Here is a 22588-nt window from a genome sequence, read left to right on the forward strand (position 1 = left end):
TCCGTCGGTCCCGGAGGCATTGGTGCAATCTTCCCCGTCGTGCTACTCCACCGAACGCAGCAAACTACTCGGGTGCGGGTTCTGATGCGCGGCGGCGCGTATCTGGAGGCCGACTGGCGGCGTGAGACGCTGCGAACGAATCTGTGGTTCGTGCCCGCGGCCGTGGTGCTGGCCGCTGCGGGACTCTTCGCGGCCACCTACAGCTTCGACCGCGCCGTCTACAGCGGGCATGCCACGCTTCCCTCCTGGGTGCTCTCCGGCCATGCCGACGAGGCACGCCAGATCCTGTCGACGATGGCCGCGGCGATCATCACTGTCGCCGGTCTGGTCTTCTCCATCACGATCGTGGCGCTGACGCTGGCCTCCACCCAGTTCGGACCGCGCATGCTGCGCAACTTCATCCGGGACCTGGGGACGCAGCTGACCCTGGGCACGTTCGTGGCCACGTTCTTCTACACCGTGGTCGTGCTGGTCGTGATCAGCCCGGGTCCGCACGGTGACTTCGTGCCCCATCTGTCCGTCACCGTCGCGCTCGGACTGACCCTGGTCGACCTCGCCGTCCTGATCTACTTCATCAACCACATCGCCACGAGCATCCAGTTGCCGCACGTGATCGCCGGCATCGCGCGCGACCTATCCGGGGCGATCGAGGCCCAGGGCGGCGAGGACCCTGCTGCGCCCGCCGACCGGGAGTGCGGGCCCTCCTGGGAGGAACTCCTGGTCAAGGTCGAGGAGTCCGGCGCGGTGATCCGCACGCCGCACAGCGGATATCTGCAGTTCATTCGCCATGAGCGACTGGTCAGGATCGCCGCCGACGCCGATGCCGTCATCCACCTGCCCTACCGGCCGGGGCACTTCCTGGTCGAGGGGCATCCACTGGCCGCCGTGTGGCCGGCCGAGGCCGCGGCCCAGGTGGAACAGCAGCTCGCCCGAGGGCAGGTCACAGGCCCTTACCGGACCCTGACCCAGGACGTCTCGTTCGGCGTGGACCAGCTCGTCGAGATCGCCATCCGCGCGCTGTCCCCGGCGGTCAACGACACCTTCACCGCCATGACCTGCATCGACTGGCTCGGCGACTGCTTGTGCCGCATCACCACGGGCTGGCACCCGCGGCGGGTGAGGCGGGACCCGAATGGCTGGGTGCGGCTGATCGCCTACCAGGCGGACTACGACCGACTCATCGCGCGGTCCTTCGAGAAGATCCGGCAGGCTGGAGTGGGCATGCCAGCGGTCATGATCCGGCAGCTCGACGCCCTGTCCAAGATCATGGAGCAGACCCTGGAAGCGGAGCGCCGCCAAGTGCTGATGGACCAGGCGGACCTGATCCAGCGGTCGTGCGACGACACCGTACGAGAGGAAAGCGACCGCCGCGATGTGCGGGTCCGCTACGAGGCCTTGCAGGCGCAGATGAAGGCCGGTCCCCGCCGGTGACCGAGGTCGCGGCCGACCACGGTCGTGACATCCCGGCAACGGTCGGCCGTCCCTGCCGCATCCGGCTCGCACTCCGAACAGTTCGTACATCACCAGTGGGATCCGGAGTCGCGAGCGCCGGACGGCACCGCCGGGGCCCTGCCCGGCGCCGCGCGATCCCGCCGAGCAGGACGGACAATCAGTAGTCGGTGGCTGGGAAGCCTCCTGCGGCTTTGAGATCTCCTGCGTGATCAGCGGCCCGGAGAGTGAGCTACCCGCCGGCATCACGAGGCGGGCCCCCGCCCACGGCCCGAGAGCCGTCGACGGGGGCCACTGCCGTGCGGGATGTCTAGCTCCGGGGCGTCACTCGGAACGAACGGATGACGGTCTGGCTCACCGCGTTCCCCGCCGCATCCTCGGCGGCAAGCCGGATCGAGGCAAAGCCACCGGACTTGGGCAGTGCCAGCGCCACGGTGCCGTGGTCGCCGACACGGTTGACCTTGACGGTCCTCCAGGTCTTGCCGTCATCGAAGGAGACCTGGAGGCCCAGAGCGGTGGTGGCGGCCCGGCCGCCGCGTTCGGCTGCCACCGTGAAGGTGTACGTCCGGCCGCCGACGATGGAGTTGGCGGTGTTCAGCGGGCCGTTGAGTCGGGCGTTGAGCAGGGGCACGTCGGTCAGCGCGTCGGTGTCCGGCCTGGCCGAGGTGAAGGTCCAGGTTGCCGAGGCCTCGGTGCCCAGGAGCGTCCAATCGACATTGCGGGTGCCAGTCGACTTCAGTTCATAGACGGCCTTCTCGTCCGAAACAGGGACCATGAGCTGGTCAAGGCTGTCCAGCGACGCGATCTTCACGCCGTTGCGGTAGAGGACCGAGGAGCCCTCGGTGCCACCGACCGCAGTAGACAGGCTGCCGGTGTTCGCTGCGGCGGTGGAGAACAGGCCGGGGGTGAGGAAGAGCAGGTCCTGGCTCCGCAGAGCATCCAGCGTCCGGGCGCGCAGCGGCGCCTGGTTCCACACCCGGGTGTACGCCCGATCCACCTGGAAGCGGGTGACGGGGGCGAACTGGCTGTCCACAAAACCGAAGGCGTCCGGAACGCGTACCGCGAACTTCCGATCCCACTGGATCGTGTCGTCGGTGGTGTAGTACCGGGTCTGCTTGCCGGGGATCGGGACCTCGTTGGAGAACTCCCCGGCCAGACCCCCGTAGAACGGTACCGGGGTGTCGATCCGCACGCCGTACGGCTTCCCGGGCTCACCGGCATAGGTCTCGGACACCCGGCCGAGCTCACTGTCGTGGATTCTGCGGGTGAGGGTGGCGGGGATGCTGCCCTTGGTGTTGACAGCGAGGTTGTAGGCATAGCTCGACGCGGGCTTGCCTGCGGCTGCGGGAACCGCACCGCTCCACTGCTGGGCAGCGAGGTACCAGAACTGGTGGCTGGTGACCTTGGCGGTCGGCGTCGCGTAGACATGGTCGCCCGGAAGGAGCTGTACGCCCTTCTGGTTGCCGTATCGGCCGTCGGCGGTGATGGACGTGACGCCGACGAACATCCCGCCGCTGGTCGCGTTCGCCTTGTCGACGGTGAGGTTGACCGGCTTGGCCTCGCGGCCGTCGAGGGTGACCGAGGTGTCGGCGCTGAGCTTCACCCCGGGCTTGGAGTACAGGACCGCTGTGTGCGTGGTAAAGGAGATGTTGGTCGTGGCCAAGTCGTACTCGCTGTCGGGCAGCCGCAGAGTGGCCTTGCCGTCGGCGTCGGTCGTGGCGCTGAAGAACTGACCGTTCCGGACGTCGAAGACGGGCACATACGCTTCCGGGACCGGCTTGCCGTCACGGCCGAGAACGCGGAGCGAGAGGTTGTGCATGCGGGGCTCGGCGTAGATTCCGAAGGCGTCCCGGACAGCGATGCCGTCGTCCGCCGTGGCGACGACGGAACCGCCGTAGGCACCGGCCACGCTGCTGTCGACCGTGGCCGTGAGGGTGGCGGAGGCAGTGCCGCCGGCCGGAACGGTCAGGGTGTCGGTGGACAGCGTGAAAGCACCGGCGGGGACGGTCTTGCCCTGGGGGCCGTTTGCGTCGACCGCCAGGTGCAGGGTGACGTCGGTGGCGCCGTCGTTGGTGTACGTGACGGTGCCGGTCCGGCTGATGCCGTCGTGCGGCCAGTCGGCCTTGCCGAAGCTGATGCTGCCGGAGGTGGCGCGCACGCTCTGCTTGGCGGCGCGGGCGACGTCCAGGCGGCCGCTGCCCTGCTCGTGGGCGGTCAGACCGGGCAGGCCGTGGGCGGCGCTGGTGAGAGCTGCCTTGAAGTCGGCCGCCCTCCAGGTCGGGTGCTCCTGCGCCAGCAGCGCGACGGCGCCGGTGACATGCGGAGTGGCCATCGACGTGCCGGACAGCGTGGTGTACCAGGAGTCCACCGGGGTGCCCAGGGCCGTGCCTGCCGCCCGTGCCGCGGTGATGTCCTCACCCGGCGCCACGATGTCGGGCTTGACGGCGAAGTCGTCGATCCGCGGGCCGCGGCTGGAGAAGTCGCTGAGCGTGTCCTGCTTGGTGGTGCTGCCCACGGTGAGAGCGGAGTCGGCGATGCCCGGGCTGGCCACGGTGCCGCCGTAGTAGTCGACCTCGGGGGCGCCCAGGTTGCCGGCGGCCACCACGAACAGGGTGCCGTACTGGTCGGTCAGCGAGTCGACCGCTTCGGTGAGCGGAGTCGTCTTGGAGTCCGCGGGTCCGCCGAGGCTGAGGTTGACCGCCTTCGCGCCCTGCTGCGCGGCCCAGGTCATGCCACTGATGACCGCATCGTCGTAACAGGCGCCGTAGTCGTCGCAGACCTTGCCGACCAACAGCAAGGCATCGGGGGCCATGCCCTTGTACTTACCGCCGGAGGCCGCGCCGGTGCCGGTCATGATGGAGGCGGTGTGGGTGCCGTGCCCGTTGCCGTCCACCACCGTGCCGAAACCCGTGAAATCCACGGCCGCGCCGTCGGCGACCTTGTCCTTGAAGTCCGGGTGAGCGGTGTCGTAGCCGGTGTCGAGGTCAGCGACGGTGACACCCTTGCCGGTGTAGCCGAGGGTGTTCCACACCTCGGGAGCTCCGACGATCGCGGTGCTCTGGTCCAGGCTGACCCGGCTGCGGCCGTTGAGCCAGAGCTTGTTCAGCGGGCCGCGCAGACCCTGCGAGCCGGTGACGAAGCGCCAGAACGTGGCGGCGTCGCGCTTGTGCGGGGCGATGGTGCCGCCGTGCAGCACGGACAGCGTGCGGGTGACGGGCGCGCCGAACTGCTGGACCGCGGCGCGGGCGGCAGCGGTCTTACCGTTGCGGCCGGCGTAGATGAGCGAGAGGGAGTCGCTCGACGCGTCGTCGTAACCGTCCTTGAGCAGCTCGGTCACATCGAAGAGCGTGAGTCGAGTCGGCCCGCGGCCAGGAGAGCCTGTGCGTCGGACGGCACGACGGAGATGTGGTGGTCGGTGCCGTTCCAGTAGTGGGAGATCTGGAACCGGACGTCACTGCGTTTCGGACCTTGTTGCACGCTGACGGAGGGAACACCGCCGACGCCCTGGGTGACGGTCACCTTGTCGCCGGTGATCAGCGTGACGGTGCGGATCGGCTGGGCCCCTGCCGATGCCGTACTCGTGGCAGGGGTTGCGGCGAGCGAGACTTCAGACGCCTGTGCGGCACCGGGTATGGCGCTGATGATCAGGCTGGCCAACGCTGGGAGCAGGGCCCAGCCGGCTCTTATGCGCATGTACGTACCTCTGTACCGTCCGGGAGACCGGTGACGCGGACGGCGAACGGTGAGGTGCCCGGCGGTCGCCGAACCCCTGAGACACGGTGTGGACTCCTCCCGCCGCGACGGCACTTGTGGTCCGCGCAGCGCAGGGTTCCGCAACCGGATTTTCGGTCACGGGAATCGTGACTCTCCGGGGCGGCGAACGGTTGCATCGTGCAAGCCTGTTCTTGAGTGGATCGCATCGGCGGATTGCTGGTGATCCACCATCCGAGCGAGCGGCGCTCGCCCCTGCGGCGGCCGGTGTGCCGGCGCAGCCGGTAGCACAGTCGGGCGGGCCGGGCCGGTAGCACAGCAGTCGGGCCACCGACAGGCGCCCTGTCAACGCCGGTTCGCCTCGCACGGCCCACAGACGGCCCCGAACGTCCACAAGTTCCCACCTGCGGTGCAGCGACTGTTGTCTGTCGGTCTTGGCCGTCCTTGGACCGCCTCGCACGGCCCAGAAACGGCTCAGCTCTTGGTGATGCCTACGTCAGTCGCCTTGCTCGACGCGACGAGCCCTCGCTCTGCCCCAGAGCACAAGCACCCCACCGAGCCAGGGGCATTGCATGATTGGGATTGGTCCTGTTCGCCTGTCTCATGAGTGACGTGGCGTCATATCTGTTGTGCGGTAAGGGACCCGGGAGAGCAGAGCAGGCACGGTGCTGGTGATCATGTGGTTGTCGAGACCCATGAGAACCGAGCGAGACCGTGCCTGCCCGAACATCATCGCCCATCCCTTCCGCACTGGAGCAACTGGGCTCCCCGACTGATCCCCTCACCTCAAGCGATGTCGCTGACCTGCGGCGTTTCCTGATCCTGGTCGCCGATCCCCGCGATGCGCGAGGACTGCGGTATCCCGCCCTCGCGTTGCTGTGCGCAGCCGTCTCGGCGGTGCTGACCGGGGCTCGCTCACTCATCGCGATCAGCGAGTGGATCAGGGATGCCCCGCAGCATGTGCTGGGCGTCCTCGGCTTCGCTGCCGATCCACTTACCGGTCTGCGGCCGGTGCCGCACGCCGCAACCGTGCGCCGCCTGCTACAGCGTGTGGACGGTGACGCGCTGGACGCGGCGATCAGCGCGTATCTGCAAGCCAGAACGCCGCCCCCGGTCGAGCCGGAGGCGGAGAAAGGGCCGGTGCGACGGGTGATCGCAGTCGACGGCAAGGTGGTCCGCGGATCGCGAACCGCAACGGCCGCAGCGATTCAGCTGCTGGCGGCGATGGACCACCACGGTGTGGTCCTGGCCCAGCGGGAGGTCGCTTCCAAGAGCAACGAGATCCCCTTCTTCGCGCCGTTGCTGGACGGTCTCGAGCTGGAGAACACGGTGGTGACCGCCGACGCCCTGCACACCCAGCACGACCACGGGGCCTATCTGACCAGTCGCGGCGCGCACTACGTGGCCGTCGTGAAGAAGAACCATCCGGGCCTGTATGCCCAGGTCAGGAAGCTGCCCTGGCGGGACATCCCGCTCGGGCACCGCACTCGCGACCACGCCCACCACCGCGACGAGATCCGCCGGCTCAAAGTCGCCGCGTTCAGCCACCTCGACTACCCCGGCGCCCGCCAGGCAATCCAAGTCGTACGGTGGCGACGCGACTTGAGCACCGGGAAACTGTCCATCGAGCGCGCCTACCTGATCACCAGCCTGAGCGTCTTCGACGCCACCTGCACCGAACTCGCCACCTGGATCAGAGGCCACTGGGGCATCGAAAACCTCCTGCACCACGTGCGGGACCGCACGTTCCGCGAGGACGACTCCAAGGTCCGCGCCGGCAACCTGCCCCGCGCCATGGCCTCCCTGCGCAACCTCGCCATCAGCGTCTTCCGCCAGGACGGTCAGACCAACATCGCCGCTGCCCTCCGCCACACCGGCCGCGACTACCAGCGGCCGCTACGAGCCCTCGGTCTCACGTGACGAACCCAGACAGATCTCGATCATGCAATGACCCTGCCCACCGAGCACGGTGACTACCAGGCCCACGCCGGCAAGATTTGCCCTCGTTCCGAAAGAGAACCCAAGGAGCGTCGGCCCGCCGTCCAAGACGAAGCCACTACCCATCGCCACCCAACCCCAGCCGACCATAGGCAATCCCGCATACGCCGCGTTTCCTCGGCCGTTCAAGGTCAACACGCCCAGGAGTACGAAACAAAAGCCGGGGACCAACATCAACGAGGCAGACACGCGGGAACACTATCGCGCGGGCAGTGGAGTCCCAATGGCCCTGCCAAGCGCCGCTGCCCGGTCCTGGAGCACCAGTTTGGAAGACGGCGTATGCAGATGGTGGTTGACCCGGGAAGTCCCTGACCCGGGCTGGAGCGCGACTGGCACTGCGGTTCCCCGTGAGCCCCCGGGAGATCCCGCCGGATCGGGCACGCAAGAGGCACGGCCGGCACTCGCGTGCACCGGTAATGGTTGGGGTGCGTCGGTGGTCTCAAGCGCGCCAGCGGTCCCAGAGCAGCCACTTCGTGTGCCGGGGCAGGTGATGACGCCAGAGCCAGAGGGGCAAACGCCGGTGCCGGACAAACGTCCAGAGGTCGTCGTCGGCTTCGTTGCCCCTAGGGCGGGTTCGCAAGAGGGCCAGGCACTCGGTATCGACCGTGTGGTGAAGACGTGCAACGTGCGCCAGCGCGACCGTGCCCTGGCGACGCAGTTCTTCCGAGTCCGTGCGGAGAGCGCGGGCGATCCGGGGAAGGATGGCCACGGGATCGGAGTGATTGAGGGCAAGGCCGATCACGGCCACTCCGACGTGCGGCTCGCCGCGTTCGAAGGCCGCGTCGATTTCCTCTGGCTGGTCCATCCCGAGCAGGCCTGTACCGTCCGCCCAGTTGTAGGCCCAGTCAGGGGAACCTGTGTCTGCACCCTCGTGTGTCACGCGCCGACCTTACGACTGGACGTGTACCGCTGCGAGGTCAGTTCTTCCTGGGGCGGGGGCCGGGGCGGCTGGAGCCGGCGCGGCAGCGGCGGGCGCGGGGGCCCCGGCTGCTGTGGAGCCCAATGCGCCATCTCTGGCAGGGGGAAGGCCGTCGTCGTCTGTCGTCGTTGGGGGCTCTCGGGCGGCCCAGAGGCAGCCTGAGAGCGCTCGCCCAGGGAGGGCGCTCGTGCGTCCGAGCCCCGTACTGGTGTTTTCGTCGGTCGACTTGTACCCGCAATGCGGGTCTTCGAACTTGATGGGGGTGCGGCGGTGACGGGCGGGCTGGCCGGTCACTCTGTGTGAGGTGGTTGGGGTGCGGGTGGCCCAGATGCAAGGAGCCCGCGGGCCTTCGTGATCATGGTTGTTGTCTAGGCAACCGATCATGAAACCCCACGGGCTTGAACATCGACGATACCGGGATCAACGAGGCGGCAACGCGACTTCTGGGGCTGGAGGGGGTGAGTGTGACGCAGGTCAAGGACGATGGGGCGGGCGGTTCGACGGTGTACGTGGTCACGAACGAGGACTCCGCCCGGGCCTGCCCCGCCTGCGGGGTCTTCGCCACCCGGCTGAAGGACTACCGCACCACCCGGCCCAGACACCTGCCCAGCGGTGGGCGCCCGGTGAGCATCCGATGGCGCAAGGCACGCTGGCACTGCACCGACCCCGCGTGCCCACGCGGCTCGTTCACCGAGGCGATACGCGCGGTGCCCGCGGGGATGCGCACCACCACCGCCCTGCGCCAGGCGGCGGGGGCCGCGGTCTGCGACGGCGGCCGCACCGTCGTGCAGGCCGGCCGCGACCTGCACCTGAGCTGGCCGATCGTGCAGCAATGCTTCGAGGACTACGCCGCCCAGGTCCTGCCCGAGACCCCGCCCGCGACCTCGGCGATAGGGATCGACGAGACCCGGCGGGGCAAGCCGGTGTGGAAGCAGAACCCGGCCACGGAGAAGTGGGAACTCGTCGCGGACGCCTGGCACATCGGTTTCGTCGACGCGATCGGCGGACAAGGGCTGTTCGGCCAGGTCGAGGGCCGTAACGCGGCCTCGGTCGCCGACTGGCTCACCGCCCAGCCCGCCTCCTGGCGCGAGCAGGTCCGCTACGTCGCCGTCGACCTGTGCTCCACCTTCCGTGCCGCCGTCCAGCGTGCCCTGCCGCATGCGGCCGTGGTCGTCGACTGCTTCCACATCGTCCAACTCGCCCAGCGCCACCTCGCCGACCTGCGCCGCCGCCTCACCTGGAAGCAGCACGGCCGCCGAGCCCGCAAAGGCGACAGCATCTACACCGTCCGCAAACTCCTGCGCCGAAACAAAGAAGACCTCACCGAGGACCAACACACCCTCTTTAAGGTCGAGTTGGACCACATGGGCACCTACGGCCGACAGATCTACACCGCCTGGCAGGCCAAAGAACTCCTGCGCGACCTCCTGCACCTCGCCGTCAGCCGCGCCCACACCACCCCCGACCACTCCGCGATCTCCGCCGCCCGCCACCGCTTCCTCGCCCACGTCGCCGACCACGCCCACCTGCCCGAACTCGTCACCCTCGCCGAGACCATCGAGCAGTGGTGGGACGGCATCGAGACCTACCTGACCACTGGAATCACCAACGCCGCCTCCGAAGGCAACAACCGCCTCATCAAACTCGAAGCGCGTAACGCCTTCGGCTTCCGGAACCGAGCCAACCAACGACTCCGGTCACGCTGTGCAACCACACGCCGGAGCCGCCGGGAGGCGCACCCCCACTAAATTCGAAGACCCCGCAATGCGCGGGATCCTTTACGGCAGTTGCTGCTACCGTAAAGGTCCAACGCGCATTCGAGTGGGGCAAAAATGGGAACCTCCTTTGCCGTAAACAGCTTCAATAGGCAGCTTCTCTTTTGTACGGTGCGGATCGAAACGAGAGGGGTTCGCGGCAGGGGAAGCGGCACAGGTTTCATTTACACCGCCTCTCAAGAGGGTAATGCGTTTACGTTTGTGCTGGTTACGAACAAGCATGTCCTTGCGGGATTTGAGCGTTGCACGATCTTCTTTATTCAGGGAGACGGAGAGGAGCCTGATCTCGACACGCCCGCCATTGGTTACGATATCCCCTGCAATCCCGGCCCCTGGGTTGGTCATTCGAATAAAGATATCGACGTCGCAGTCATGCCTCTGGGCCCCGCCTTGGCTGAGCTCACCAGCGACGACAGGAGGCCGTTCTTTCGCACCATCCCGCCATCAGCGTGCCCTCCGAAGGAGGCGTTGGACAATTTGGATGTGGCGGAACCAGTTACTTTTGTTGGTTATCCAAATAACCTGTACGACGCTGCCCATAACACGCCCATCCTGCGCCAAGGTGCTACCGCTACGCCGATTCAGTTGAATTGGAACGGAAGACTGCAGTTTTTGATCGATGCGTCAGTTTTTCCCGGGAGTAGCGGCAGTCCTGTATTCACCACGCTTCGCACCTCGTATTTTTCGGGGAATTCCATTCAGCTGGGCGCAAACACACCTTACCTCCTCGGGATTGTTGCGGCCGTTTATCAGCGACAAGCGACCGGCGAAATCATCACGGCGGCGAACCGTCCTCAGGTTCAGTACAACGATCTGATCAACTTGGGCATCGTGTATAAATGGACTGCGATTGAAGAGGCTGTCGATCAGATGTGTGCAAAGTATGGCCTTACGAGAACTCGGCTTGATGAGGCACCGGAAAGTGCTGCCCAGATCGCCGAAGAGACCGCTGTCAGCGAGTAGTGATGTCGCTGGAGTCCTAGTCGGCGGAGCGGCTTTAGAACGGAGCTGCTCCGGGGCGAGTAATCATGACCCCTTAAGCTTCCGGCGAGTCGGGCAGCCTGTGGACCCGCCCGTTAAAGCACGACGTTGAAGCCATGATCTTCGAGGCTCGCGCCAAAGTGGCTGCCCAAAGCCGTGGAGCCGACCACCCCAGCCACAGAGGGTTTTCCTCTTCGCCCGCAGCACGTAACGCGCCGCCGGGCGCGGGCGCGCAGAGCGGTGTCGGCCACGGCGTCGGGGTGACCCACGCCGTGGCGGGGCGAGCCGGGCGGTGAGTCGGGCGGGGCCGCAGCGGCGGAGCTACGTGACCCTTCTCGGACTCACGGCAACTCTCTGCTGCTACAAGCCCCTCCTCCCCCTGACCACATAGGACACGGTCCAAGGCCTCGGCCAGGACACCTCAGCCTGAAGTCGCTCACAACCTCGTTGGCCTCGCGCCTTCGCGCGCTCAGGCCGTTGTGACGTCGCGCGGCGTCCAGCTACGCACTGGAAGGTCCGGGAGCAGACCCCCCGACATTTATTTCTCTCGCGAGCGAGATACCTTGGTGCGGAGGCCGGGCTGCTCGGTGCGCACGCACCGCACGCCCGGAGATCTCGCACGCTTGGAGGATTGCCGTGGCCCTGCCCGCTCTGTCACCGCCCGCCTCGTCGCCGCAGGCCAGTCCACCGGCGGGACACCGCCGACCAAGCCGAGCCGTCGTCGAGTGGCTTACCACTACCGACCACAAGAGGATCGGCACGCTCTACCTGGTCACCTCGTTCACGTTCTTCTGCTTCGGTGGACTCATGGCACTGCTCATGCGTGCCGAGCTGGCCCGTCCCGGTATGCAGCTGATCTCGAACGAGCAGTTCAACCAGGCGTTCACGATGCACGGCACCGTGATGCTGTTCATGTTCGCGACGCCGCTCTTCTCCGGCTTCGCGAACTGGATCATGCCACTCCAGATCGGCGCGCCCGACGTGGCGTTCCCGCGGCTGAACATGTTCGCCTACTGGCTCTACCTGTTCGGTTCGGCGATCGCGGTCGGCGGCTTCCTCACCCCGCAGGGCGCCGCCGACTTCGGCTGGTTCGCCTACAGCCCGCTGTCCGACGCGATCCACTCGCCGGGTGCCGGCACTGACATGTGGATCATGGGCCTGGCCATACAGGGCTTCGGCACCATCCTGGGCGCGGTCAACTTCATCACGACCATTGTCGCGATGCGCGCGCCCGGCATGACCATGTTCCGCATGCCGATCTTCACCTGGAACGTGCTGCTCACCGGCGTGCTGGTCCTGCTGGCCTTCCCCGTACTTGCCGCCGCACTCTTCGCGCTTGAGGTCGACCGGAAGTTCGGCGCCCACATCTTCGCCCCCACCAACGGCGGGGCGTTGCTGTGGCAGCACCTCTTCTGGTTCTTCGGTCACCCGGAGGTGTACATCCTGGCGCTGCCCTTCTTCGGCATCGTGTCCGAGGTGGTCCCCGTCTTCTCCCGTAAGCCGATCTTCGGCTACATGGGGCTGATCGGCGCGACCATCGCGATCGCTGGTCTGTCGGTCACGGTGTGGGCACACCACATGTATGCGACGGGTGGTGTGCTGCTGCCGTTTTTCTCCCTCATGACCTTCCTGATCGCGGTCCCGACCGGTGTGAAGTTCTTCAACTGGATCGGTACCATGTGGAAGGGATCCTTGAGTTTCGAGACGCCGATGCTGTGGTCCTTGGGCTTCATGGTCACCTTTGTGTTCGGTGGTCTGACCGGCGTGATCCTGGCCGCGCCGCCGCTGGACTTCCATGTCACGGACTCGTACTTCGTGGTGGCCCATTTCCACTACGTGGTCTTCGGCACCGTCGTCTTCGCGATGTTCGCCGGCTTCCACTTCTGGTGGCCGAAGTTCACGGGCAAGATGCTCGACGAACGGCTCGGCAAGATCACGTTCTGGACGCTGTTCGTCGGCTTCCACGGCACCTTCCTGGTGCAGCACTGGCTGGGCGCCGAGGGCATGCCGCGCCGGTACGCCGACTACCTCGCGGCCGACGGCTTCACCGCCCTCAACACGGTATCGACGATCTTCTCCTTCCTGCTCGGCCTGTCGATCCTGCCGTTCCTCTACAACGTCTGGAAGACCGCCAAGTACGGCAATCCGGTCGGCGTCGACGACCCGTGGGGCTGGGGCCGTTCACTGGAGTGGGCGACCTCGTGTCCCCCACCTCGGCACAACTTCGAAAAGCTGCCGCGCATACGGAGCGAGTCACCCGCCTTCGACCTCTCCCACCCCGAGATCGCCGTCAGCGACGACACCGAGGAGAAGCGGCCGACGGCCACCGGTCGGCCTTGAGCAAGTCGGTCCCCTTTTTCGAACATTCAGGAGCTGTCCATGGACGCCAGTCATGAAGCCGCCCTCGGCCTGCACCAGATCGAGGGCTTCCTCTACCAGGAGGCCAACCGGCGGGAGGCGCACCGCAAGGCGCGGGAATTCGCCTGGGAACTGCCCGGCCTCACCACGGACCAACGCCTCATGATCGAGGAGGCGTACGCCCGCGACCAGGTGGAGAACGCCCGCCAGGTCACCCGCCACATCGCGGAACGCATACGGCAGGTCGAGGCTCGCCATGAGGCACGCCACCGCCGCTTCACGCGGGAGGCGGCCATAGCCATGGCCGTTGTCACCATGGGGCTGATCGGGCTCTGCATCGCGGTGATCCTCGGAACGGCGGCCGGAAGGGCCTGACATCACGCAGCCGCTCCCTCAGGCGTCGCCCTCCAGGGACACCAGGATCTTGCGCAGGGCGTCCGCAATCCCTGCCCGTTCCGCCGGCTCCAGAACAGAGAGCACATCCCGTTCCAGCGCGAAGTGCCGTTCCACCAGGCGGTCGAAACTCGCCCGGCCCTCCTCCGACAGACGGACCAGAGTGCTTCTCCCGTCGACGGGGGAAGGGCCGCGCTCGATCCACCCTTCCCGCTCCAGCCGGTTGAGCCTCCCCGAAAGGCCGGCGGAGGAGACAATCAGCGCCTGCCGCAGCTGCCCGGGCGTCAGCGCATAGGGACGGCCGCCGCGGCGCAGCGCCTGCAGCAGATCGAAGTCCCCTACATTGGCAATAGCCAGGCCGCCCGGGCGGCGCAACCCGACAGCCAACACTTCTTCCAGCAGCCGAGCCGCACGCAGAAGGCGAGCGATGACCTCGCTGGACGAGACGTCCAGTTCTGGCCACTCGCTGTGCCACTCGGACAGCATCGCGTCCACGCTGTCACCGGTGCCGAAGGCTTCGCTATCGTCGTCCTCACCCATCGCGGATCCAGCCTATCGGCAGCACCACCGAGGACCGCCCTCACCGCGGCCGTAGTTCTCTCTGCGGCCCAGTTCCTGGGGGCGTGCCCGTGTGGGCATCGTCCCGCCGATCCGCTCCCCACGGGGACGACGGCGGCGCAAGCCGGGCAAGCTCCACGGCGACAAGGGCTACGACAACAACCGCCTGCTGCGGGTTAGGTGCTCGCGGGACTGAGCCCCGGGTCGCACGCAAGGGCGTCGACTCCAGCCAACGGACCGGTCGGTACCGCTGGTCCATGGAACGCACCATGGTCTGGCTCGCCGGCTGCCGACGCCTGCACCGCCGCTATTGAGGCAAATTCAGCAACCTCAATGAAGTCTTCTCAGCAACGTGATGGTTACAGAGCGTGATGTCGTGGCGGGCGGCAGGACGGTGACGTCGCGTCAGGCAGAGGTGAAGCCCCTGATAGGAACGGGTCTGCCAAGATCACGTTCGGTACAACCAGGGGCTTCACGTGTCGTCCAGTATCACCTACACCGCCGTGCTCGATGTCCGCAGGTCGACCGCCGAGCACCTCGCGAAGCTGCTGCGCGGACACCGCGAGCGACTCGGGACCCGCAAGGGCACCCGCGCATTGGGCGTCTTCAGGCAGGCGGTGCTCGTGCTGCGCTGGTTCGTCGACGGCACCCGCATGGCCCAACTCGCCCGGGACAACGGCATCTCGGCCCCGACCGCCTACCGCTACCTGCACGAGGGACTGACCGTGCTGGCCGACCACGCACCCGACCTGTCCACCGCGCTGGAGCGCGCGGCAGCGGCCGGGTACACCCACCTCAACCTGGACGGCACCGTGATCCGCACCGACCGCGTGGCCGCCGCCGGCCCCAACGGCGCGGACCTGTGGTGGTCCGGCAAACACAAGCACCACGGCGGGAACGTGCAGGTCATCTCGGCCCCGGACGGCTGGCCGCTGTGGGTCTCCCCGGTCCGTCCGGGCCGCGAGCACGACACCACCTGCGCCCGCGCCCACGGCCTCGTCGACGCCCTCAACCGGCTCGCCACCACCCTCGGCATCCCCACCCTGACCGACCTCGGCTACGAGAACGCCGGCGACGGCTTCCGCCACCCGGTCAAGAAGCCCAAGGGCGGTGAACTCACCGACTGCGACCAAGCGTTCAACGCCATGATCCGAGGCGTCCACGCCGTCGCCGAACGCGCCAACGCCCTACTGAAGGTCACCTTCAAGGCCCTGCGCCGGGTCAGCCTCGACCCCGCAGCCATCACCCGAATCGCCCGAGCCGCCCTCGTCCTGCTCCAGCTCGAACACGACCGCACCACCTGAGCGAAGATCACCAAGAGTTGCGAGACGTTACCGAGAAGGGCTCAATGCATTCACCAGCATCGCCCGCACTCGCATCTGTCACCGCCGTCTCGCCAATTGAGATGACTTCAAAACAACAAGCGGAGGCGGTAGGCATCAGCATCCTCTGTGCCACAAAGGCAATTTTTCTGCCCTGGTGTCACATTGCCGGGACCCCATCGGTCCTAAGTTCGATCGGCCATCGGTCCACCGACCAAGGAGCACATTGAGCCTTTCCCGGTAACCGACGGTCGCTGAGGGTGATCGCCTCCGGGAGTTTCGTGGTGCACTCCCAACTCCGGGCAGGCGTAAGGCCCCTGGTAGGAACGATCTTGCGACAGAAAGATCCGACCGAGGGGCCTCACGTGCCGACCAGTGTCACATACACCGCCGTGCTCGATGTCCTGCGCTCCACCGCCGAGCACCTGGCCCGGCTCCTGCGAAGCCATCGAACCGAGGTCGGCACCCGCCGCGGGCGCCGCGCCCTGGGCTGCTTCAAGCAGGCCGTGCTGATCCTGCGCTGGTTCATCGACGGCACCCATCTGTCCCAACTCGCCCGCGACAACGCCCTGTCCACGTCCACCGCCTACCGATACCTGCACGAAGGACTGACGGTCCTGGCGGCCGGGGCACCGGACCTGGCCACCGCGCTGGAACGGGCGAAGGCGGCCGGCCTGACCCATCTCAATCTGGACGGCACGGTCATCCGCACCGACCGCGTCGCCGCCCCGGGGCCCAACGGGGCAGACCTCTGGTGGTCGGGCAAGCACAAGCATCACGGCGGCAACGTGCAGGTCATCTCCGCCCCGGACGGCTGGCCGATCTGGGTCTCGCCGGTGCGGCCCGGCCGCGAGCACGACACTACCTGCGCCCGCCACCACGGGCTCGTCGATGCTCTGAACCGGCTCGCCGACCAACTGGGCACACTGACCCTGGTCGACCTCGGCTACGAGAACGCCGGAGACGGCTTCCGTCACCCGGTCAAGAAGCCCGCGGGCGGTGAACTCACCGAAGCCCAGCAGACCTTCAACAAGGCCATCCGAGGCATCCACGGGATGTGCGAACGCGCGAATGCCCTGCTCAAGACCACCTTCAAGGCCCTGCGGCGGGTCAGCCTCGATCCCAGCCGCATCACCCAGATCGCCGCCGCAGCCCTCGTCCTGCTCCAGCTCGAATACGACCGCACCATCTGAACGATCACACACAGACATGAGGGCTTACCGGGAAACGCTCACTGGATCGGGGAATCGGGCGGGGGGAGTTGGACGGTGCGCTCCCGGTCAACGGATTCGACGCCGTCGATCGCCTCCAGTGACGGTATCCGATCCTCCGCGATGATGCCGGAGAGTGTGCCGAGGGCCGGCTGCTCGCCCGTGACCGTCAGCCCGGCCTGCCGCAGGGCTTCGACCACGTCCGCGAACCGGTCGGGGTCGACCGCGAGAATGACCCCGACCTGCTCGACAGGGGACGAGTCGCTCATGGCGCCTGGAGCAGGCCCGAGCCGACGTCCCTGACAGGCTGCATCAGCGGGAACACGCCGGACTGCAGAATGGCCGTGAGCTCGGCCGCGGAGGAATTGGGGTTCGCCTGGACGAGCAATGCGAGGACACCCGCAGCGTGCGGTGTGGCCATGCTGGTGCCGCTCAGGTTCTGGTAACCGCCGCCCGGGGCTGCCGAGCGTACGTCCCTCCCAGGCGCGGCGATGTTGATTTCGCCGCCCTGGCCATTGACGCCGCCGTTGGAGAAGAACGACGTTGTGAGTGCTTTGTCGAGCGAGGCGACCGCGAGGATGGACGGGCAGTTGGCAGGCCGACTGACGGGCTGGATGCTCGGGGGTCGGTTGCTGTCGTTGCCCGCGGCGGCGACGATCACCGTCCCGCGCTGGAGTGCACGCTGGGCGAGAATTTCGTACGTCTGGGGGAAGAGTTCACCCGGTTGGACCGGGGCGCCGAGGGACATGGAGATCACGCGTGCGCCCTGGGCGACGGCCCAGGCCAGGCCGGCCAGGATCTGGCCGTCGGTGCCGCTGCCGGCGTTGCTGAGCACCTTCGCCGCTAGGATCCGGGCCTCGCAGGCTACGCCGTATCGGGGGCCCTGCTGAGGGTGGGCGGGGCCTGCGGCAGTGCCTATGCAGTGGGTTCCGTGGCCGTTCCCGTCCTGGACGGCCTGGTTGGGCACAAAGGAGGCCGTGGCCTCGATACGCCCTGCCAGGTCCGGGTGGCCGGTGTCCACACCGGTGTCGAGGACGGCGATCTTCACATCGCGTCCGGTCAGGCTGGACAGGTGGGCCCGGATCGCCTGTAGGCCCCAGGTGTAGTTCTGCTCGTCCCAGGCCGGGCCGTGGGCAGCGGCTATTTCGGCCGTGGTGTGGCGGGTGACCACATCTTCGTCGCTGCGGTAGGCCGGGTAGAACTCGGTCGGTGCCTGCTGCGGGGCGGTGATCGGCGAGGCGTAGACCATCCGCTCCGGCTCCGCAGCGATGATCGAGGATTCTGACTCGGCCGTGGTCACGAGTGTGTGGCGCTGCTCGGGACGCACCTCGACGACGGCGGCGCCGAGTTCCTCGAAGTGCACCGAGACGTCGGGGCGCTCAAGGAGTTCGGCGACGTTCGCGGTCTCGGTTCCTCGGACACGTTCGACGGGCGCGATGTCGGCGGAGGAACGCAGTGCGTTCAATCCGTTCTCCTGGTTGCTTGGGTCGAGCAGGACCACGTATCGGCCGGTGTACTCCGTGCTCTGGCCCGTGACGGGGCCATTGGGTCGGCCGGGCTGCCCGAAGGCGCGCCTGTCCATGGGTCCGTTCGCCATTGAATTTCCCGCTTTCTATGCGCTTCCGCCGGTTCGTGGACGCGCGCCGATTCATGGGCTGTCAGGCGCCAAGGGTGGTGGGGCGCGGCTCTGCCGCGTATCGACGCGTGGTGCCGTCACCTGCAAGGTTCTGTCCATTGCCAGGCCGTCGACATTCCCCCTCGTTCACCGTCGCACTGGACACGGAGGCCCGCAACACAGCGCCGCCGCCCGCGGTGAAGCTCTGCCCCCGCCGGGAGAGAAGACCGCAAGAGATCCGTCAGCCAGTAAGCGTCGACTGTCTTGCGGCGATGGTCACTCACTGAGCGTTTCCCGGTAAGCCCTCATGTCTGTGTGTGATCGTTCAGATGGTGCGGTCGTATTCGAGCTGGAGCAGGACGAGGGCCGCGGCGGCGATCTGGGTGATGCGGCTGGGATCGAGGCTGACCCGCCGCAGGGCCTTGAAAGTGGTCTTAAGCAGGGCATTCGCGCGTTCGCACATCCCGTGGATGCCTCGGATGGCCTTGTTGAAGGTCTGCTGGGCTTCGGTGAGTTCACCGCCCGCGGGCTTCTTGACCGGGTGACGGAAGCCGTCTCCGGCGTTCTCGTAGCCGAGGTCGACCAGGGTCAGTGTGCCCAGTTGGTCGGCGAGCCGGTTCAGAGCATCGACGAGCCCGTGGTGGCGGGCGCAGGTAGTGTCGTGCTCGCGGCCGGGCCGCACCGGCGAGACCCAGATCGGCCAGCCGTCCGGGGCGGAGATGACCTGCACGTTGCCGCCGTGATGCTTGTGCTTGCCCGACCACCAGAGGTCTGCCCCGTTGGGCCCCGGGGCGGCGACGCGGTCGGTGCGGATGACCGTGCCGTCCAGATTGAGATGGGTCAGGCCGGCCGCCTTCGCCCGTTCCAGCGCGGTGGCCAGGTCCGGTGCCCCGGCCGCCAGGACCGTCAGTCCTTCGTGCAGGTATCGGTAGGCGGTGGACGTGGACAGGGCGTTGTCGCGGGCGAGTTGGGACAGATGGGTGCCGTCGATGAACCAGCTCAGGATCAGCACGGCCTGCTTGAAGCAGCCCAGGGCGCGGCGCCCGCGGCGGGTGCCGACCTCGGTTCGATGGCTTCGCAGGAGCCGGGCCAGGTGCTCGGCGGTGGAGCGCCGGACATCGAGCACGGCGGTGTATGTGACACTGGTCGGCACGTGAGGCCCCTCGGTCGGATCTTTCTGTCGCAAGATCGTTCCTACCAGGGGCCTTACGCCTGCCCGGAGTTGGGAGTGCACCACGAAACTCCCGGAGGCGATCACCCTCAGCGACCGTCGGTTACCGGGAAAGGCTCACTGACCCTTCAGTTGTAGATCATGGTCCTTGTGGTACTTCTGACGTCGCGTGAGATGCGGACCGGTCCATGTGTCGTCGTGCGCGGGTGCGGCGGTGGCAGGCGCGGGCGATGGTCTGGTGCAGGCGGCGGTAGGCGGACCAGGCCAGGCCGTGCCGGATACGCTCGGCCCGGTCGGGTTGCGGGGCGAGCAGGATGATCAGGCGTTGGATCTCGAAGGCGGTGAAGCGGACGGGGGCCGGGGTGTGGGTGGGGTCATCGTGGTCCCCCTCTCTGGTCGCCGGCCGGTTCGGGCTGGTCTTGGCCGAAGCGGGTGGAGGCCAGGGGGCCCTGTTCCCGGGCGGCTTGGGCGTCGCAGCCGGCCAGGAAGGCGGCGGCGAGCTGGGCGAGGGTGATGTGCCGGTACCAGCCGTGGTAGGAGCGGACCTCGTAGTCGGCCAGCCCGCAGGCGGATTTCGCCAGCTTGATCGCTTCTTCCACCCGCCAGCGCGCTCCCGGGACCAGCACCAGGTCTTCCATCGCTGTCCCGGGTGGCCCCCAGCCCAGGTAGTAGTCGCGCTTGGCTGGTTCCTCGGGGCGGCGGCGCGCGATGATCCATCGTGCCCAGGCCTCGTCCCCGACCGGCTCGCCCAGGTCGATGATCCGGCGCGCCCACCACTGCCAGACGCGGGTGTCCAGCTGGGAGGGCCCGGCCGGTAGCTCCACCCAGTCCTCCTCCTGGGCGACGCGCTCCACCAGCCGTCCCGCATGCCGCCATCCCGGGCGTGCCAGTACCGGCGTGTTCGCCTGGACCGCTACCACGTAGGGCAAGTGATGTTCCTCGAGGAAGGAGCGGAAGGCCTTCTCCCGCCCGTAGACCTCGTCCGCCGCTACCCACACCGCTCCTTCGCCCTGGGGCAGGTCGGGCAGCGCCCGCTCGATCATCGCCTCGGCCAGCCGCGGCTTGGTCATGAAAGCGCGGTCCTCGGGCACGTGCGCGGCCCGGCAGCGCGCCGGGTCGCCTGTCCACTCCTTCGGCAGGTACAACTCCCGGTCGATCAACGCCTGACCGGCCCCGGTCGCCCACGCGGCCATCACCCCGACCTGACAGGGGAAGACACCCCCCAGCGCCCCGGAATACTGCCTGGCCACCCCCGCCGAAGCCGTGCCGCGCTTGGCGAACCCGGTCTCGTCCACCACCAGCACTCCCGCCCCGCCCGGCCCCGCGCCCTCCCCATCATCCGCCAGCGCCGCGACCACGTGACGCCGCGTGAAGTCCCGCATCCCCTCCACGTCCCAACGCGCACGGTCCAGCAGATGCTGCTGGTTCCACGGCGCACCGTCGCCGGCGTACTCCGCCAACTGCCAGCCGTTCTTCCGCGAGACCGGCCCCAACAAGCCCCGCACACACGCCGCAACCCGACACCGCACGTCCACCCGGGGGAAGAACCGGCCGACCTCCAACAGCAGGTCATCCAACTGCCCGGCCCACTCCTCCGCCCACTCCCGGTCCGACACCGCGCCCACAACGTCCAGCAACTCGACCTGCATACACGCCAGTTACCCGCCCTACGAGATCGACGAACTACGACCCCGACCATGATGGGTGTGTCAAATTAACGGCTGATCTTGGTTGTTGAGGTGTCAGTTGTTGCTCGGGGTCAGGCGGCCCTCGAAGGCGATCTGGAACGCGTTCAGGGGTGCCTTCCAGCGCATGGTCCACCGCTTGCGGCCCTTCCCGGTCGGGTCCAGGCTCATCAGCGCCATGTAGATGCACTTGAGGGCGGCGGCCTCGTTGGGGAAGTGTCCGCGGGCGCGAACGGCCTTGCGTATGCGGGCGTTGACGCTCTCGATCGCGTTCGTGCTGCAGATGACCTTGCGTATCTCGACGTCGAAGGAGAGGAAGGGCACGAACTCGGCCCAGGCGTCCGACCACAGCTTCACGATCGCTGGATACTTCTGGCCCCAGGACTCCTGGAACTCCAGGAACCGCTCCGTCGCCGCGTCCTCGCTGGGAGCGGTGTAGACGGGCTTGAGGGCCTTGGCAACCTTGTCCCAGTCCTGGCGGGCGGCGTAACGGAACGAATTCCGCAGCAGGTGAACCACACACGTTTGGACAATCGTGCGAGGCCAGACGGTCTCCACGGCCTCGGGGAGGCCCTTGAGTCCGTCGCAGACCAGCATCAGCACGTCGTCCAGGCCGCGGTTCTTCAACTCGGTGAACACGTGCAGCCAGTACTTCGCGCCCTCGCCGCCGTCACCGGCCCAGATGCCGAGGATGTCGCGGGTGCCGTCCACGGTCACGGCCATCACGACGTAGATGGGGCGGTTCGCGACCTGACCGTCGCGGATTTTGACATTGATAGCGTCCACGAACAGGACCGGATAGACGCGGTCGAGCGGCCGGTTCTGCCATTCGGCCATGCCGTCCATCACCTTGTCAGTGATGGTGGAGATGGTCTGCTTGGACACCTCGGCGCCGTACACCTCGGCGAGATGAGCCGATATCTCCCCGTGGGTGAGACCCTTCGCGGACAAGGAGAGCACCATCTCGTCGACACCGGTCAGGCGGCGCTGCCGCTTCTTGACGATCTGCGGCTCGAAGCTGCCGGCGGTGTCGCGGGGCACCCTCACCTCCACCGGGCCGACATCGGTCAGCACGGTCTTCGCCCGGGTGCCGTTGCGGCTGTTGCCGTTGTTCTTCCCGGCCGGGTCGTGCTTCTCATAGCCGACGTGGTCGGTGATCTCGCCTTCCAGGGCGGACTCCAGCACCCGCTTGGTCAGCAGCTGCAACAGCCCACCCTCGCCAGTCAGCTGCAGCCCCTCGTTCCGGGCACGGTCAACCAGCATCGCAACGAGCTGCTCGTCCGACACCGCACTCGACGGTGCCTGAACCACCTTCTCGGCCTGCTCGTTCTCCACGGCGGTCTCCGTCATCAGACGCGTCTCCTTGATCATCAGATCCGCCGTTGATTAGACACTCCCACCATGATCTACAGCTCAAGGGACTGACCCGGCAGCTGTAGTTC

At 67.3% G+C, this 22588-nt stretch carries 17 protein-coding genes and 2 pseudogenes; 9 read left to right on the plus strand and 10 right to left on the minus strand.

Translation table 11 applies throughout. The features are described 5' to 3' along the window. Positions 1-72: 72 nt before the first annotated feature. Positions 73-1431, plus strand: coding sequence for a DUF2254 domain-containing protein (locus tag ACQEXA_RS04215; protein ID WP_433128727.1), 1359 nt, complete (start codon positions 73-75; stop codon positions 1429-1431). Between the two features lie 328 nt (positions 1432-1759). Here the strand turns inward: ACQEXA_RS04215 and ACQEXA_RS04220 are convergent, their stop codons facing one another. The 3 genes and pseudogenes from ACQEXA_RS04220 to ACQEXA_RS04230 all read right to left on the minus strand — a co-directional run. Then, on the minus strand, positions 1760-4786 hold the full coding sequence (locus ACQEXA_RS04220) for a S8 family serine peptidase (protein ID WP_433128729.1): 3027 nt from the start codon (positions 4784-4786) through the stop codon (positions 1760-1762). Then, positions 4783-5142 (minus strand): hypothetical protein, encoded by a 360-nt coding sequence (locus tag ACQEXA_RS04225; RefSeq protein ID WP_433128730.1) that lies wholly within the window; start codon positions 5140-5142, stop codon positions 4783-4785. The genes ACQEXA_RS04220 and ACQEXA_RS04225 overlap by 4 nt, the downstream gene beginning before the upstream one ends. Before the next feature lie 254 nt (positions 5143-5396). Beyond that, positions 5397-5545: pseudogene (locus tag ACQEXA_RS04230) on the minus strand (IS630 family transposase); the annotation flags it as partial. A 329-nt stretch (positions 5546-5874) separates the two neighbouring features. On the opposite strand from ACQEXA_RS04230, the gene ACQEXA_RS04235 reads away from it, so the two are divergent. Continuing rightward, entirely contained in the window at positions 5875-7080 is a 1206-nt protein-coding gene (locus ACQEXA_RS04235; RefSeq protein ID WP_432920353.1) for an ISAs1 family transposase, read from the plus strand. 517 nt (positions 7081-7597) lie between these two features. On the opposite strand, the gene ACQEXA_RS04240 is transcribed toward ACQEXA_RS04235, so the two are convergent. Beyond that, entirely contained in the window at positions 7598-8038 is a 441-nt protein-coding gene (locus ACQEXA_RS04240) for a hypothetical protein (RefSeq protein WP_432937112.1), read from the minus strand. A 437-nt stretch (positions 8039-8475) separates the two neighbouring features. On the opposite strand from ACQEXA_RS04240, the gene ACQEXA_RS04245 reads away from it, so the two are divergent. The 4 genes from ACQEXA_RS04245 (at position 8476) to ACQEXA_RS04260 (ending at position 13566) form a co-directional block, all read left to right on the plus strand. Further along, the gene (locus ACQEXA_RS04245) at positions 8476-9825 is read left to right on the plus strand and encodes an ISL3 family transposase (protein ID WP_433128732.1); all 1350 of its coding nucleotides are present in this window, start codon (positions 8476-8478) and stop codon (positions 9823-9825) included. 138 nt (positions 9826-9963) lie between these two features. Next, positions 9964-10815, plus strand: coding sequence for a trypsin-like peptidase domain-containing protein (locus ACQEXA_RS04250; protein WP_433128734.1), 852 nt, complete (start codon positions 9964-9966; stop codon positions 10813-10815). A 669-nt stretch (positions 10816-11484) separates the two neighbouring features. Continuing rightward, positions 11485-13173 (plus strand): aa3-type cytochrome oxidase subunit I, encoded by a 1689-nt coding sequence (ctaD, locus tag ACQEXA_RS04255; RefSeq protein ID WP_433134446.1) that lies wholly within the window; start codon positions 11485-11487, stop codon positions 13171-13173. Positions 13174-13212: 39 nt separating this feature from the next. Beyond that, positions 13213-13566 carry a hypothetical protein gene (locus ACQEXA_RS04260; RefSeq protein ID WP_433128736.1) on the plus strand — a complete coding sequence of 118 codons (354 nt, stop codon included), beginning with the start codon at positions 13213-13215 and terminating at the stop codon, positions 13564-13566. A gap of 18 nt (positions 13567-13584) precedes the next feature. Here the strand turns inward: ACQEXA_RS04260 and ACQEXA_RS04265 are convergent, their stop codons facing one another. Further along, positions 13585-14124, minus strand: coding sequence for a MarR family winged helix-turn-helix transcriptional regulator (locus ACQEXA_RS04265; RefSeq protein WP_433128738.1), 540 nt, complete (start codon positions 14122-14124; stop codon positions 13585-13587). A 100-nt stretch (positions 14125-14224) separates the two neighbouring features. Here ACQEXA_RS04265 and ACQEXA_RS04270 point away from each other — a divergent pair. The 3 genes and pseudogenes from ACQEXA_RS04270 to ACQEXA_RS04280 form a co-directional block, all read left to right on the plus strand. Beyond that, positions 14225-14453 (plus strand): annotated as a pseudogene (locus ACQEXA_RS04270) (IS5/IS1182 family transposase); the annotation flags it as partial. A gap of 165 nt (positions 14454-14618) precedes the next feature. Then, the gene (locus ACQEXA_RS04275) at positions 14619-15446 is read left to right on the plus strand and encodes an HARBI1 family protein (RefSeq protein ID WP_433128740.1); all 828 of its coding nucleotides are present in this window, start codon (positions 14619-14621) and stop codon (positions 15444-15446) included. A 383-nt stretch (positions 15447-15829) separates the two neighbouring features. Then, positions 15830-16657 carry an HARBI1 family protein gene (locus tag ACQEXA_RS04280; RefSeq protein ID WP_433128742.1) on the plus strand — a complete coding sequence of 276 codons (828 nt, stop codon included), beginning with the start codon at positions 15830-15832 and terminating at the stop codon, positions 16655-16657. 38 nt (positions 16658-16695) lie between these two features. On the opposite strand, the gene ACQEXA_RS04285 is transcribed toward ACQEXA_RS04280, so the two are convergent. The 5 genes from ACQEXA_RS04285 to ACQEXA_RS04305 all read right to left on the minus strand — a co-directional run bounded on the left by ACQEXA_RS04285 (position 16696) and on the right by ACQEXA_RS04305 (position 22409). Beyond that, entirely contained in the window at positions 16696-16944 is a 249-nt protein-coding gene (locus ACQEXA_RS04285) for a hypothetical protein (RefSeq protein WP_433128745.1), read from the minus strand. Further along, the gene (locus ACQEXA_RS04290) at positions 16941-18272 is read right to left on the minus strand and encodes a S8 family peptidase (RefSeq protein ID WP_433128747.1); all 1332 of its coding nucleotides are present in this window, start codon (positions 18270-18272) and stop codon (positions 16941-16943) included. The genes ACQEXA_RS04285 and ACQEXA_RS04290 overlap by 4 nt, the downstream gene beginning before the upstream one ends. A 343-nt stretch (positions 18273-18615) precedes the next feature. Then, complete coding sequence (locus ACQEXA_RS04295; protein ID WP_433128749.1) at positions 18616-19443, minus strand: HARBI1 family protein; 828 nt, start codon at positions 19441-19443, stop codon at positions 18616-18618. Between the two features lie 392 nt (positions 19444-19835). Then, positions 19836-21110, minus strand: a complete 1275-nt coding sequence (locus ACQEXA_RS04300; RefSeq protein WP_433128751.1) for an IS701 family transposase — start codon at positions 21108-21110, stop codon at positions 19836-19838. Between the two features lie 93 nt (positions 21111-21203). After that, positions 21204-22409, minus strand: a complete 1206-nt coding sequence (locus ACQEXA_RS04305; RefSeq protein WP_433134448.1) for an IS256 family transposase — start codon at positions 22407-22409, stop codon at positions 21204-21206. Positions 22410-22588 lie beyond the last annotated feature (179 nt).

The organism is Streptomyces sp. CA-106110 (assembly GCF_050936285.1).
Classification (GTDB): domain Bacteria; phylum Actinomycetota; class Actinomycetes; order Streptomycetales; family Streptomycetaceae; genus Streptomyces.